This window comes from Domibacillus sp. PGB-M46 (genome assembly GCF_022668875.1).
In the GTDB taxonomy this organism is placed as follows: domain Bacteria; phylum Bacillota; class Bacilli; order Bacillales; family Domibacillaceae; genus Domibacillus.
In genome coordinates this window covers 21,149-33,952 of the sequence record NZ_JAKGCR010000008.1, presented here as the reverse complement: position 1 = coordinate 33,952, position 12,804 = coordinate 21,149, and the positions used below count along the sequence as shown (strand labels likewise).

Sequence of the window (12,804 nt, the reverse complement as noted above, 5' to 3'; positions counted from 1 at the left end):
TAAAGATGACAGTGAGAAAGCCGAAAATTGTAGTACTAGGCGCCGGCTATGGCGGCCTTATTACTGTAACACGTCTTCAAAAAGCATTATCTGTAGATGAAGCGAATATTGTGCTCATCAACAAAAATGATTACCACTATGAAACAACATGGCTTCATGAGGCATCAGCGGGCACTATGCACCACGATCGTGTGCGCTACGATATCGATGCAGTCATCAACCGCAGCAAAGTAGAATTTATTCGCGCGGAAGTAGAAGATATTAAAACAGATGAAAAGAAAGTCATTTTAGATACAGGCGAAGTAGAGTATGACTACCTTGTGATCGCCCTTGGCGGAGAATCTGAAACATTCGGAATCGAAGGACTAAAAGAACACGCTTTCACCATTTCGAATGTAAACACATCCCGTCAATTGCGTGATCATATTGAATTCCAGTTTGCAACTTATGCAAATGAAGAAGAGAAAAATGATGAGCGTTTAACATTTGTTGTCGGCGGTGCCGGCTTTACGGGTATCGAGTTCCTTGGTGAGCTTGCGAACCGTGTTCCTGAGCTTTGCAAAGAATATGATATTGACTTTTCAAAAGTGCGTATGTACTGCGTAGAAGCAGCACCTATGGTTCTTCCTGGTTTTGACCCTGAGCTTGTTAAATATGCGGTTGCACAGCTTGAGAAAAAAGGTGTTGAGTTCAAAATCGGCACGCCGATCAAAGGTGCAACAGCTGACGGCATTATCGTGGCAAAAGGCGAAAACGAAACAGAGGAAATCAAAGCAGGCACAGTGGTTTGGGCAGCAGGTGTCCGCGGCAGCAGTATCATCGAAAAATCAGGCATTGAAAACATGCGTGCACGCGTAAAAGTAACGCCTGAACTTCGCGCTCCTGGCCATGACGAAATCTTCATTTTAGGTGACTGTTCACTTGTGATCAACGAGGAAATCAACCGTCCGTACCCGCCAACGGCGCAAATCGCAATGCAGCAAGGGGAAACGGTTGCGAAAAACCTTGTGAAGTTAGTGAAAGGCGAAGGGAACCTTGAATCCTTTACACCGAACATTAAAGGTACAGTGTGCTCACTTGGCGATAACGATGCAATCGGTGTCGTGTTCGACAAAAAGCTTAAAGGCACAAAAGCTTCATTCATGAAGAAAATGATTGATAACCGCGCGCTATTTATGGTCGGCGGCCCTTCACTTGTCTTGAAAAAAGGGAAATTTAACGTCCTGTAAAAAGCAAAAGAGCCCTCTTTAAAAGAGGCTCTTTTTTTATGGAAAGAAAGGAAGCGTTTGGATGAAAAGGGGAAAGGTATGGTTGGCGGCAGCGGGTCTGGTTATTGACAGCAGCGGGCGCTGGCTTGTTGTGAAAAAAGCATATGGCGGGCTGAAGGGACAGTGGTCACTGCCGGCCGGATTCGTGGATGCGGGCGAAACAGTAGATGAAGCCGCTGTTCGAGAGGTGCGCGAGGAAACAGGAATTGAAGCATCCGTGTGCGGGGTGGCCGGTATTCGGTCTGGCGTCATTCAACATGATGTCAGTGATACCATGGTTGTTTTTCATATGATGCCGTCAGAAGAAAAAGAGCCGGAAGCATGCGGGAGAGAATTACTCGCTGCGCGCTGGATGGACGTATCGGAACTGCAAGAAAGTTCCGATACGTCCGTGCTTTTGCGCCGCATCATTGAATCATTTGAGGCGCCGGGTTTAACTTCTCTCGATATCTCAGATCCAGGTCCGCAGTTTGGCTATACAGCATACCGCTTTTTTGGGTAAGAGGATGAGGGAATAAAAAGAAGGAAAATGGTTATACTAAACCGGGAAAGTTTATTTCCTTTCCAAAAGGAAATACTTCTATAAAGCACTGGGTACGCGTCCCCCTCGTATCCAGTGCTTTTTTGTGTGGAAGACTACCTGTCTGGCTAAAAGTGCAACATGCCGGGTTTTCTCTGTTTTTCGCTCATTGACCTTTTGAGGGCGGTTCAGTACACTTAAATGTATACAAATAGGGGGAATGGCTCCATGCATATTGCCGTTGTACTTGTATCTGCCTTGCTGTTTTTTGTTCTGTTTTTTGGCATTGGGTTTATTTTAAACATGCTGCTGCGCATGACATGGATTATGGCTTTTATTTATCCGCTTGTGACGATCGCCATTGTGGACAATATCAGCACGCTTGATTACTTGTTTCAGCCGGGAGAATCATTCGGTATTCTCAGCGGGCGGGTGATCGGGCTTCAGCCGGTTGATATTACCATTCTATCATGCGGCTTTTTAGGCGCTATTGGAAGCGGATTCGTCATGCGGCTGCTGCGTGCAAAAGGCTATCAAATGTTTTAAGGAAGCGGCCTCTTTAAGGTCGTTTTTTTGTTTTGCAAAAGCTTGTCCAATACTTCAATTCCTTTAAGCAGGTTTGGCGATGGCCGACAAAAGTATTTTTCTTCCAGAATGAAAACAGGTGTTTCTTCGTACCCAGGCCTTTTTCTAATGATATCGATATTTACTTTGCTGGTCATTACTCCTACCCACGCCAGCAGGATGACATCCGGCTTTTTTTCCAGAACCGTTTCCCAATCGGTTTGTAAGCTTGGCATTAATCTATCTTCAAATACATTGATTCCGCCGCACAGCGTACTGATTTCGGTGAGCCAGTTGGTGCCTCCGGGTGTAAACAATGGCTTCGGCCACCATTCCCAATAAAGACGCACACGGTCTGTCCATTCACGTGACCTGTACGGCTGGAGTGCCCGCATCCACTTGATTCGAGCTTCTCTTCCATCTGTTCCACAGGCTTCGGCAATTTGCTCAATAGAATGCCCGATATCGTCAAGTGAATGGGGATTTGTCACGACATGCGGAATGCCAAGCCGCTCCAGGGCTTCTATATTTTTCTCCATTCCTGGTACACTGAGCGATGCCAGCACCATATCCGGCTGAAGAGCGGACAGCTTCTTCATATCAATTGCTAAATCAGGTCCGAGCCTGGTTCGTTCTAAGTCGGAAAAGTCGTCTACACCGACAATTTTCTCTTCCAGACCAAGATACTGGCACACTTCTGTATTGCTTGGGCAAAGCGATACAATCCTCATTCCAACACTCCTATCCGTTTTCCCCTATAATAGCACGTGAGGTGATGAAAATGTTTGTAATTAAAAACGAACCCTTTTTGGAAACTGAAGCAGATGTACTCCTTATCGGCCTGTTTGATAAGCCATTGAAATTTGAGGGAGTGCTCGAACCGCTCGATCAAGCTTTTTCCGGGCAGCTGACAGAACTAGTGAAAAACGGTGATCTTTCCGCGAAAGAGGAACATACCTCTGTTATTCCAGCTCTTGGCCATATTCCAGCTAAGCGAATGGTCACAGTTGGGCTTGGCAAAGAAAAGGAAGCGGATTTTCATGCCATTCACCGAGCTGTCCAAAAAGCAGCCAAGCAGTCCAAGCCATACGGTCTGGAATCGATTGCTATTGTACTTGATTCCTTTGTCACAGAGAACGTGACAGCCGTTGAAGCGGCAGAGGCTGTAACAGAAGCACTGTTTTTAGCGCGCTTTGAATACACGGGATACCGCACGCCGGGTAACGAGCCGGAAAAGCAGTTAACGACAGTTGCTATATATACAGAGGCAGATCCGGACGAGATCCAGGCGGCATGTAAAGTAGGAAAAACGATGGCAGAGGGCACGAACACAGCGATTCGTTTAACCGCTACTCCGCCGAATATGATGACAGCCGGTGATCTTGCCCTTCACGCAGAGAAATTGGCCGAGCGGTATGGCTTTGAACTGGAAGTGCTGGAACGGGAAGATATGGAGAAAATCGGCATGGGTGCTTTTTTAGCCGTTGCCCAAGGATCGGCTGAACCGCCTAAAATGATTACGCTCAAATACAACCCTGCAGATACGTGGGAGGATGTACTGACATTTGTCGGAAAAGGAGTCACTTTTGATACAGGCGGCTACTCTATCAAGCCGAAAGATGGCATTGTCGGCATGAAAACAGATATGGGCGGCGCAGCGGCTGTGCTTGGTGCGATGGAGATTATTGGAGAGCTGCAGCCGGATCAGCCGGTTATGGCTGTGATTCCCGCGACAGACAATGTGATTAGTGCCAATGCTTTTAAACCAGATGATGTCGTTACTTCTTTGTCAGGAAAAACGATTGAAGTGAAAAATACAGATGCAGAAGGCCGCCTTGTGCTGGCAGATGCGATCACATATGCCAAACAGCAGCGTGCCGGTAAAATTGTGGACGTGGCCACACTGACAGGCGGAGTGATCATTGCGCTTGGAAAAGATAAAACAGGTGCGATCACAAACAATGAACCGTTTTTTGAGCAAGTGCTTGAAGCATCACATGAAGCGGGGGAAATGATCTGGCAGCTTCCGCTGACTGAATACGATAAAAAGAGAATTCGAACAAGCGATGTGGCAGATTTAAATAATTCTCCGGGACGGGAAGGCCATGCCATTATGGGAGGCGGCTTTATCGGCGAGTTTGCAGAAAGTACGCCCTGGGTGCATCTCGATATCGCTGGCAGTGCAGAGCTGACGCCGGGAGCCATGACAAGGACATTGGCGATTTTAGCACTTTCAGATCAGTCTGAATAATTTGTTTATTAACTATATTAGAAAAGTATATTGACAAGCGGGCAGGCAATTTGCTATCTTTAAGCGGTTCTTTAGTAATTTAGCAGATTAAAGTGTTGGAGGTATAAGAAGAGATGAATGCAGTTGTTTTTGCTGTCATTGTAATGCTCATCCTCAGCCTGCTCCGCGTCAATGTTGTATTTTCCCTTATTATGGGTGCTCTTGTCGGCGGGTTAATAGGCGGACTTGGAATGGATGGGACCATTGCAGCGTTTTCTGAAGGAGTCGGGGGCGGTGCCAATGTGGCGCTCAGCTATGCAATGCTTGGCGGATTCGCCGTTGCAGTTTCAAGCACGGGGCTTCCAGAAGCACTTGTGGCGTTTGTATTAAAGTTTATTGGAAATAAAGAGGAAGCACGTTCAAAAAAGCTGCCGAAAGCTCTTATTTTATTTGTGATTTTAATTATGGCCTGCTTTTCACAGAACGTAATTCCTGTTCATATTGCGTTTATTCCGCTTTTGATTCCACCATTATTGAAAATTATGAATGAACTGCGGATTGACCGGCGCCTGGCAGCTTCTGTTCTGACATTTGGGCTTGTAACGCCGTATATGTATCTTCCAGTTGGATTTGGGCAGATATTCCATGAAATTGTTGCGACCAATATGGCGAAAAGCGGCCTGGAAGTTTCAATGGATCAATTGCCGACTGCGATGCTTCTGCCAGCTGTCGGCATGGTTGTCGGCTTGCTTATTGCGCTTTTTGTGTATCGCAAACCGCGTGAATACAAAGAAGCACAGCTGCCAGTTTCTGCTGAAGCACAGGTGCCTGAGACTCAGACTTATACGAAATCGGGCTTGATTGTCGCAGGAATCGCTATCGTGGCTGCATTGGCTGCCCAGCTGCAAACTGATTCGATGGTATTCGGTGCGCTGGCAGGGATCATTGTTTTATATCTTTTCCGTGCCATTCGCTGGAGTGAAGCGGATTTCCTGTTAACGAACGGTATGCGTATGATGGCCTTTATCGGCTTTGTCATGATTGCCGCTTCCGGATTTGCCAGTGTTATGGGAGCTACAGGTGATGTAGAAACATTAGTGCAAAACTCTGCTGCAGCAATCGGCGGAAACAAGGCGCTTGGTGCCCTGCTGATGCTTGTAGTCGGACTACTTGTTACAATGGGTATCGGTTCATCTTTTTCAACGGTTCCGATCATTGCGACCATTTTCGTGCCGCTTGCTTTGGAACTTGGCTTCAGCCCGCTGGCAACGATTGCGCTTGTGGGAACAGCCGGCGCGCTTGGTGACGCTGGTTCACCTGCTTCGGACAGCACGCTTGGTCCAACGTCCGGATTAAACGCAGACGGACAGCACGACCATATTTGGGATACAGTTGTACCGACATTTCTTCACTATAATATCCCTGTTATTATTTTCGGCTGGATTGCAGCCATGACGTTATAATAAAAAGGTGCCTCTTAAAGAGGCACCTTTTTTTGAAGGAGAGGATTTTATGAATATTCAAACCGATCATACACTGCTTGCCGCACTCGGAATGGAAGTGGTAACGATTGAAACGGGCCGTGCAGTGATGACAATGCCTGTGGATGAACGCACGCGCCAGCCGTTCGGATTTCTGCACGGAGGCGCTTCCGTTGCCCTTGCGGAAACAGCGGCAAGTATTGGCGCTGCAGCGATGATTGACCTGGACACGGAGGTCTGCTTTGGCCTTGAAATCAATGCCAACCACATCAAATCGAAAAGAGATGGGATTGTGACGGCTACCGCCTTAAACGTTCACCGGGGAAAGTCAACAATGGTATGGTCTATTGAAATAAAGGACGAAAACGGGGAGCTGATTTGCCTTTCACGCTGTACGATTGCTGTGAAAGCGAAAAAGTGACGTTTGATTTTTTCACAGGGCGGGAACATTTTTGGAAAAGGAGTGGTTTTCATGCCTTGGAATAAAAATGAGTACCCGGCTTCGATGAAAAATCTCCCGGACCATGTACGTGATAAAGCAATCGAAATTGCCAATGCGCTCTTGGATGAAGGGTATGAGGAAGGGCGTTCTATTGCCATTGCCATTGACCGTGCGAGAAGCGCTGAAGGAAAAAAGGATGAAGGACGGCCGCGTTATGAAGTAAAGCATGAGGAAGACCGGTGGGTATTAAAAAAAGAAAAGGGCAAACGGGCCATCCGTTCAGAGGGCACAAAACAAGCGCTTTTAGATGAAGCGAAAGAATATGTGAAACAGCATGAAGGAATTCTTACGATTTATCAGGAAAATGGCGAGAAGACCCAAACGCTGTATGAATGAAAAAAGCTGTCCAGTTGCGGACAGCTTTTTTAGTTCTTTTTTTGTGCCTGTTTATTCTTTAAGTCATCACGCACGCTTTGATCCCACATTTTCACGCCGGAATTGTAGGCGGCACGGCTGATTAGATGGCCTGCAACAGGTGCGGTAATAAAAAAGAAAGCAATACCGAGCAGGAGCCGTGAGCTGAAAAATCCGTCTTTCGCAAAGAAATACACAAACGTTGCCAGCAGAATGCACATCACGCCGAGCGTTGCGCTTTTAGAAGCGGCGTGATTGCGTGTATAAACGTCCGGAAGGCGGATCAGCCCAAATGCTGCGACAAGGGTTAAAAACGCTCCTAGAAGCAATAAAACGGCAATGACAGCTTCACTGATCACGGTCATATTCAATCACCTCGCCTTTTTCTAAAAACTTGGCAAAAGCAACAGTTCCGATAAATGCCAAAATACCAATCAAGAGAATAACATCAAGATAATTATGCGTATCAAGCAGCATAGACAAAACGGCTGTAATCGACACAAGATTGACACCCATTGCATCGAGAGCGACAACACGGTCTGGAACGGTTGGCCCTTTCACAAGCCGGTAAACGAGCCCAATCATAGAAACGGCCAGGAGCAAAAGAGAAATTTGTAAAACAGCCTCCATCATCCGCGGCTCACCTCCATAATGGCTTTTTCAAACGAGTTTTTAATACTATCTACTGCTTCTGACACATCTTCAATATCAATAGCGTGAATATAAAGGGTTTTATTATCATCCGATACATCTACCACAAGTGTGCCGGGAGTCAGCGTAATTAAATTCGACAGGAGGGTTACTTCCCAGTCTGACTTGAGTTCGGTTTCAAGCGCAAAGATACCCGGACGAATGTTCAGTTTAGGACGGAGCACCAACTTTAACACATCAATGTTCGCTTTGATTAACTCTTTTAAAAACAAAAGAAACAAGTAAATCACGGCCCAGACACGATGCAGATAAAAGCGGCTTTTAAAAAAGCGGCGCATTCCAGCCATCACAATCAATCCAAGCAGGTATCCAATAATAAAAGTCCGTGCACTGAAAGACACCTGCAAAAACATCCAAAGAAATGCGAGAAACACATTGAGTAAAATTTGAAAAGCCATACGATCTACTCCTTTAATACGGCGTCAATGTAGATTTCCGGATGGATGAGCGCTTCAACAGCCTGCATCACATAAGGATAAACCGCTTCTGTTCCGACACCGTATAAAACAGAAAGAACAACAAGAGCTGCCGCTGGAAGGAACAAGGAGGATGTTTGTTTTTTTGCATGAAGCTGCGGCAATTTTGGCTTTTTCCAAAAAACCTCCATAAATAACGTAACAACCGAATACAACACAGCCAGACTCGACAGAAGCACAACGATGGCTCCAACATATTCACCCGATTCAAATCCTGCCCGGACAATTAATAATTTGCCGATAAAACCAGACAGCGGCGGAATGCCGGCGAGCGCAAAAGATGCTGTAAGAAAGGTCCAGCCAAGTGCCGGATATTGGCGGATCAGCCCGCCCATCTTATCCATCTTTGACGTACCTGTAATCCAAACCATGATGCCGCCCAGCATAAACAGAGCTGCTTTGATAATCATGTCATGAATAAAATAAAAGAGGGTGCCGGCGATCGATTCCTCCGTCATAATGGCAATGCCGAATAATAGAACGCCAACCGCTATCACGATATTGTAGATCAGAATTTGTTTTACATCCTTGTATGCAAGAGCGCCAACCGAACCTGCAATCATGGTCAAGAGAGCCAGCAGGGATAAAATATCATGTGTAAATGGCTGGTCATGATAGAAAAATAGCGTGTAAGTTCGTAAGATGGCGTATACGCCTACCTTTGTAAGCAGGGCACCGAACAGGGCCAAAACAGGTGCAGGCGGTGCCGCGTACGAACCCGGCAGCCAGAAGTAAAGCGGAAAAATACCGCCTTTTAAACCGAACACAATCAAGAAAAGAAGCGCCAGCACAGTGACAATGGGCTCACCGCCAATGTCAGTAAGGCGGGCGGAAATGTGCGCCATATTCAGCGAGCCGGTAACCGAGTACAAAAATCCAACCGCGATAACAAAAATAGCCGAGGAAATCACGTTAATCAAAATATATTTAATAGATTCCTGCAGCTGTGCTTTTGTTCCGCCGATCACAATCAGCACATATGACGACATTAACATAATTTCAAAGAAAACAAACAGGTTAAAAATATCACCCGTTGTAAACGATCCATTTACGCCAACAAGCAAAAATTGAACAATTGGGTAGTAATAAAATGCTTCCCGGCCGCTGCCAATGGAACGGAATGAATAAATGACCACACAAAGCGTAATGACAGAAGACGTTAAAACGAGCAGGATGCTCAGCATATCTGACACAAGCGTAATGCCAAATGGAGCCGGCCAGCTGCCCATGTCAACCGTTTGAATCCCATCTGTCTTCACTTTCATTAAAACAACAGCCGCGGCAATAACCGTAGCAAAAGAAGCAGCCACAGATACCACTCGCTGGGCATAGACCCGCTTTGATAAAAACAGGAGTAACACAGCGGAAACAAGAGGGATCAGGATTGGCAAAATAGGTAAATTAATCATCTGTTTCCATTCCTCTCATCTGCTCCATATTATCTGTGCCAATCTCCTGGTACGCACGATAAGCGATTACAAGAAACACGGCTGTAACACCAAAACTAATGACAATAGCCGTTAAAATAAGTGCCTGCGGAATCGGGTCTGTATAAGTGGAGGCATGCTCCCCAAGAACCGGGACAGCTCCCGTTTTAAGCCCGCCCATTGTTAAAAGCATTAAATGGGTACCGTGGCTGAGAAGCCCGGTGCCGATAATAATCCGAAGCAGGCTTTTCGAGAGCATCAAATAAACCGCGGCTGCAAAAAGCAGGCCGGCAATGATACACATTAAAATTTCCATTATTCACTCTCTCCAATCGTTTGAATAATGGTCATGGTTACACCAATGACAACGAGATACACGCCTAAATCAAACAACATTGCGGTGTGAAGCGATGTTTTGCCGAACAGCGGCAGTTGAAAGTAATTATAAGCGTGAGTGAAAAACGGTACATTGAAAAGCAGAGATCCGGCAGCCGTCCCGACTGAAAAAAGGAGGCCCAGGCCGATCAGCCATTTGAAGTCAAGCGGAAACCCGTGGCGTACCGTTTTAATATCAAAAGCTAAAAGCAAAAGAACAATCGCGCCGGATGTAAGCAGGCCGCCCACAAAACCGCCGCCCGGATAATAATGTCCGGCAAAAAACAAGTGAACCGCAAAAAAGATAATCATGAAGAAAACGACTTTGGCGACGGTTTGGAAGATCACATCATTTGTTTTCATTCGTTTCGCCGCCTTTCTCAAGCCTTAGTTTAATCAATCCGTAAATGCCAAGTGCCGCAACAGCCAGCACAGTAATCTCAAACAGCGTATCAAAGCCGCGGAAGTCAACGAGGATTACATTGACCATGTTTTCGCCGCCGGCTTTTTTATATGTGTTCTCAACATAATAGTCATTAATAGAAGTGAAAAACTTTGAACTGTGAGCGGATATGCCAAGCAGTGTCACCATGATACCGACACCGGCTGCGACAAGGGCATTACCTGCCTGGAAGCGCCGTTTTTCTTCATGCCGCGATAATTTTGGAAGATGGTAAAAGCAAAGAAGAAACAAGGCTGTTGAGACAGTTTCAATTACAAGCTGCGTCAAAGCCAAATCCGGTGCGCGGAAAATAACAAAAAACAGCGACACGGTATAGCCAACCCCGCCAAGCGCAATAATGGACGTTAAACGTGATTTTGCCAGTAAAATGGTGGCAGTCGCAATAACTAGAACGATGATTAAGCTTACTTCATACAATCCAATCGGCGCAGCAGCAGAAGCATCATAGTGAAACGCTTCTTTCGCCCACATGGTAAAGCCGAGCATTCCGATGAAAAACACAAAAATGTACATGAGATAGCTGCGGATAAAGCCGGTCATATACGAGTTTGTAATCGCATTTGAGCCGCGTTCTGCTGCGTACAAGCTGGCATTGTAAAGTTGATTCAGAGTAACCTTTCCAGGCATATAGTCATACATTTTGATCCATTTTGGCATGAGTTTATAGAGTAGAATGCCAATGACAATTACCCCGATGGTCATAAAGAGCTCAGGCTTAAAGCCATGCCAAAAGGAAATATGGACGTCGAGCTGGCCGCCCGGCGGCAGAATAGATGGCACAATGGCGGCTGCGGCCGGCTGAATCAAGCTGTAGGAAAGCAGATTTGGAAACAAGCCGAATACAACGACAAGCAAGGCTAAAATAATCGGTGAAACAAGCATGCCAATAGGTGCTTCATGCGGTTTTTTCTCCAATTTTTCCGGCTGGAACCGGCCCGTAAAGACTTTAAATATAATCATTATACTGTAAATGAATGTAAATACACTGCCAATCCAGGCCATAACCGGGAAAAGAATCGCCCATGTATCCATCTGGAACAAATCCAGTTCCAGTAAATGAACCATAGAAGCAAAAAACATTTCCTTGCTTAAAAAACCGTTAAATGGCGGCAAGCCGGCCATTGAAAAAGCACCGATGACAGACAGCGTAAAGGTAACCGGCATCAAACTCATTAATCCGCCAAGCTTGCGGATATCCCGCGTCCCTGTTTCATGGTCAATAATGCCGACCGCCATAAATAAACTTCCTTTGAAGGTTGCATGGTTGATTAAATGAAAAACCGCTGCAATAACGGCTGTGATAAACAAGTTATCATCCAGCGATTCAACATGAAGCGATGCAGCACCTACGCCGAGCAGCGACATAATTAATCCAAGCTGGCTGACTGTTGAGAACGCTAAAATTCCTTTTAAGTCGGTTTGTTTCACCGCATTAAAGGAAGCCCATGTCATGGTGAACAATCCGACGGCTCCGACAATCCAGAACCAGTAGCCGGAAAAGGCAAAGATCGGACTGAAACGGGCAACAAGGTAAATCCCCGCTTTCACCATTGTAGCCGAGTGCAGGTACGCACTAACCGGCGTTGGTGCTTCCATCGCATCTGGAAGCCAGATGTAGAATGGGAACTGCGCGGACTTTGTAAAAGCGCCGAGCAGAACAAGGATCATCGCAAGCCCAAAAAGCGGATCTTTGTTCAGCTCAAGGGCCTGAGCCGCTAATTCGCGAATACTGAATGTATCACCCATAAGCGATAAAACGAGGAACCCGCCAAGCATCATCAATCCGCCGAATACGGTAATGAGCATCGACTTTAAAGCCCCGTAGCGGGAGCGTTCGCGGTCATACCAGTACGCGATCAGCAGGAAAGAAGAAATAGACGTAAGTTCCCAAAACATATACAGCGTGATCACATTGTCAGACAGGACAACGCCAAGCATTGCACCCATAAACATGAGCAAGTATACGTAGAAGTGACCTAGTTTTTCCTTTGATTGAGACAAGTAAAAAACAGAATATAATACAACCAGCGAGCCGATTCCGGTAATCAAGAGGGCAAACAGGAGGCTTAAGCCATCTATGTATGCGGTAAAGTTGATTCCAAGTGATGGAATCCAGGAAGCCGTTTCGGTAATAGAGCTGTTTTCTCTTGTGACGGGAAGGTATTGCAGAAACATCCCAAACAAAAGCACGGGCAGAATCAGTACAAACCACCCGGTATGGATGGCCGCTGCTCTTTTATGAATAAGCGGAACGAATACAGCCATCAAAAAAGGAGCGAGAATGGCCCAGTGAAGCAAAGACAAATAAATCCCTCCCATATTTTTATGCGTAATTCAAATTATAGCGTAAAAAAAATGTTCGTGCATTGCCCAAAACGGGAGAACAGTCGAACTGCTCCTTCTCGTAATAAATATGAAGAGTAACGGCATTTT

Annotated in this window: 15 protein-coding genes; 7 read left to right on the top strand and 8 right to left on the bottom strand. The window is 46.0% G+C overall.

The annotated features are described in order from the left end of the window. The first annotated feature begins 11 nt into the window (after nucleotides 1-11). The 3 genes from L2D08_RS12085 (at nucleotide 12) to L2D08_RS12075 (ending at nucleotide 2,334) form a co-directional block, all read left to right on the top strand. Nucleotides 12-1,229: an NAD(P)/FAD-dependent oxidoreductase gene (locus L2D08_RS12085; RefSeq protein WP_242234152.1), complete on the top strand. Its 1,218-nt coding sequence runs from the start codon at nucleotides 12-14 to the stop codon at nucleotides 1,227-1,229. A 61-nt stretch (nucleotides 1,230-1,290) separates the two neighbouring features. Continuing rightward, nucleotides 1,291-1,770 carry an NUDIX domain-containing protein gene (locus tag L2D08_RS12080; protein WP_242234032.1) on the top strand — a complete coding sequence of 160 codons (480 nt, stop codon included), beginning with the start codon at nucleotides 1,291-1,293 and terminating at the stop codon, nucleotides 1,768-1,770. Between the two features lie 246 nt (nucleotides 1,771-2,016). Next, on the top strand, nucleotides 2,017-2,334 hold the full coding sequence (locus L2D08_RS12075; RefSeq protein ID WP_242234031.1) for a YuiB family protein: 318 nt from the start codon (nucleotides 2,017-2,019) through the stop codon (nucleotides 2,332-2,334). Here the strand turns inward: L2D08_RS12075 and L2D08_RS12070 are convergent. After that, a complete protein-coding gene (locus L2D08_RS12070) occupies nucleotides 2,331-3,083 on the bottom strand; it encodes a cobalamin-binding protein (RefSeq protein WP_242234030.1) in 753 nt (250 codons plus the stop codon). The two genes, L2D08_RS12075 and L2D08_RS12070, sit on opposite strands and share 4 nt — an antisense overlap. Before the next feature lie 50 nt (nucleotides 3,084-3,133). Here L2D08_RS12070 and L2D08_RS12065 point away from each other — a divergent pair, with 50 nt between their 5' ends. The 4 genes from L2D08_RS12065 (at nucleotide 3,134) to L2D08_RS12050 (ending at nucleotide 6,901) form a co-directional block, all read left to right on the top strand. Continuing rightward, nucleotides 3,134-4,603 (top strand): leucyl aminopeptidase, encoded by a 1,470-nt coding sequence (locus L2D08_RS12065; RefSeq protein ID WP_242234029.1) that lies wholly within the window; start codon nucleotides 3,134-3,136, stop codon nucleotides 4,601-4,603. 113 nt (nucleotides 4,604-4,716) lie between these two features. Then, the gene (locus tag L2D08_RS12060; protein WP_242234028.1) at nucleotides 4,717-6,045 is read left to right on the top strand and encodes a Na+/H+ antiporter family protein; all 1,329 of its coding nucleotides are present in this window, start codon (nucleotides 4,717-4,719) and stop codon (nucleotides 6,043-6,045) included. 49 nt (nucleotides 6,046-6,094) lie between these two features. Continuing rightward, nucleotides 6,095-6,484 carry a hotdog fold thioesterase gene (locus L2D08_RS12055; protein ID WP_242234027.1) on the top strand — a complete coding sequence of 130 codons (390 nt, stop codon included), beginning with the start codon at nucleotides 6,095-6,097 and terminating at the stop codon, nucleotides 6,482-6,484. Between the two features lie 51 nt (nucleotides 6,485-6,535). Then, nucleotides 6,536-6,901: a DUF2188 domain-containing protein gene (locus L2D08_RS12050; protein ID WP_242234026.1), complete on the top strand. Its 366-nt coding sequence runs from the start codon at nucleotides 6,536-6,538 to the stop codon at nucleotides 6,899-6,901. A 29-nt stretch (nucleotides 6,902-6,930) separates the two neighbouring features. Here L2D08_RS12050 and mnhG read toward each other — a convergent pair whose 3' ends face one another. Genes mnhG through L2D08_RS12015 form a run of 7 tightly spaced genes read right to left on the bottom strand, consistent with a single transcriptional unit; the run spans nucleotide 6,931 to nucleotide 12,675 of the window. Further along, a complete protein-coding gene (gene mnhG, locus L2D08_RS12045; RefSeq protein ID WP_242234025.1) occupies nucleotides 6,931-7,284 on the bottom strand; it encodes a monovalent cation/H(+) antiporter subunit G in 354 nt (117 codons plus the stop codon). After that, nucleotides 7,268-7,552 (bottom strand): Na(+)/H(+) antiporter subunit F1, encoded by a 285-nt coding sequence (locus tag L2D08_RS12040; RefSeq protein ID WP_242234024.1) that lies wholly within the window; start codon nucleotides 7,550-7,552, stop codon nucleotides 7,268-7,270. The genes mnhG and L2D08_RS12040 overlap by 17 nt, the downstream gene beginning before the upstream one ends. Further along, the gene (locus L2D08_RS12035) at nucleotides 7,549-8,028 is read right to left on the bottom strand and encodes a Na+/H+ antiporter subunit E (RefSeq protein ID WP_242234023.1); all 480 of its coding nucleotides are present in this window, start codon (nucleotides 8,026-8,028) and stop codon (nucleotides 7,549-7,551) included. The genes L2D08_RS12040 and L2D08_RS12035 overlap by 4 nt, the downstream gene beginning before the upstream one ends. Before the next feature lie 5 nt (nucleotides 8,029-8,033). Then, nucleotides 8,034-9,515 carry a Na+/H+ antiporter subunit D gene (locus tag L2D08_RS12030; protein ID WP_242234022.1) on the bottom strand — a complete coding sequence of 494 codons (1,482 nt, stop codon included), beginning with the start codon at nucleotides 9,513-9,515 and terminating at the stop codon, nucleotides 8,034-8,036. Continuing rightward, entirely contained in the window at nucleotides 9,508-9,849 is a 342-nt protein-coding gene (locus tag L2D08_RS12025; RefSeq protein ID WP_242234021.1) for a Na(+)/H(+) antiporter subunit C, read from the bottom strand. The genes L2D08_RS12030 and L2D08_RS12025 overlap by 8 nt, the downstream gene beginning before the upstream one ends. Then, entirely contained in the window at nucleotides 9,849-10,271 is a 423-nt protein-coding gene (locus tag L2D08_RS12020; protein WP_242234020.1) for a Na(+)/H(+) antiporter subunit B, read from the bottom strand. Before L2D08_RS12020 ends, L2D08_RS12025 begins: the two co-directional genes overlap by 1 nt. Further along, nucleotides 10,258-12,675 (bottom strand): Na+/H+ antiporter subunit A, encoded by a 2,418-nt coding sequence (locus tag L2D08_RS12015; RefSeq protein ID WP_242234019.1) that lies wholly within the window; start codon nucleotides 12,673-12,675, stop codon nucleotides 10,258-10,260. Before L2D08_RS12015 ends, L2D08_RS12020 begins: the two co-directional genes overlap by 14 nt. Nucleotides 12,676-12,804 lie beyond the last annotated feature (129 nt).

Coding starts and splice junctions, on each gene's coding strand:
- L2D08_RS12030 (WP_242234022.1), bottom strand. CDS start 9,515: ATGATTAATTTACCTATTTTGCCAATCCTGATCCCTCTTGTTTCCGCT.
- L2D08_RS12075 (WP_242234031.1), top strand. CDS start 2,017: ATGCATATTGCCGTTGTACTTGTATCTGCCTTGCTGTTTTTTGTTCTG.
- L2D08_RS12055 (WP_242234027.1), top strand. CDS start 6,095: ATGAATATTCAAACCGATCATACACTGCTTGCCGCACTCGGAATGGAA.
- L2D08_RS12065 (WP_242234029.1), top strand. CDS start 3,134: ATGTTTGTAATTAAAAACGAACCCTTTTTGGAAACTGAAGCAGATGTA.
- L2D08_RS12020 (WP_242234020.1), bottom strand. CDS start 10,271: ATGAAAACAAATGATGTGATCTTCCAAACCGTCGCCAAAGTCGTTTTC.
- mnhG (WP_242234025.1), bottom strand. CDS start 7,284: ATGACCGTGATCAGTGAAGCTGTCATTGCCGTTTTATTGCTTCTAGGA.
- L2D08_RS12035 (WP_242234023.1), bottom strand. CDS start 8,028: ATGGCTTTTCAAATTTTACTCAATGTGTTTCTCGCATTTCTTTGGATG.
- L2D08_RS12060 (WP_242234028.1), top strand. CDS start 4,717: ATGAATGCAGTTGTTTTTGCTGTCATTGTAATGCTCATCCTCAGCCTG.
- L2D08_RS12080 (WP_242234032.1), top strand. CDS start 1,291: ATGAAAAGGGGAAAGGTATGGTTGGCGGCAGCGGGTCTGGTTATTGAC.
- L2D08_RS12040 (WP_242234024.1), bottom strand. CDS start 7,552: ATGATGGAGGCTGTTTTACAAATTTCTCTTTTGCTCCTGGCCGTTTCT.
- L2D08_RS12025 (WP_242234021.1), bottom strand. CDS start 9,849: ATGGAAATTTTAATGTGTATCATTGCCGGCCTGCTTTTTGCAGCCGCG.
- L2D08_RS12050 (WP_242234026.1), top strand. CDS start 6,536: ATGCCTTGGAATAAAAATGAGTACCCGGCTTCGATGAAAAATCTCCCG.
- L2D08_RS12070 (WP_242234030.1), bottom strand. CDS start 3,083: ATGAGGATTGTATCGCTTTGCCCAAGCAATACAGAAGTGTGCCAGTAT.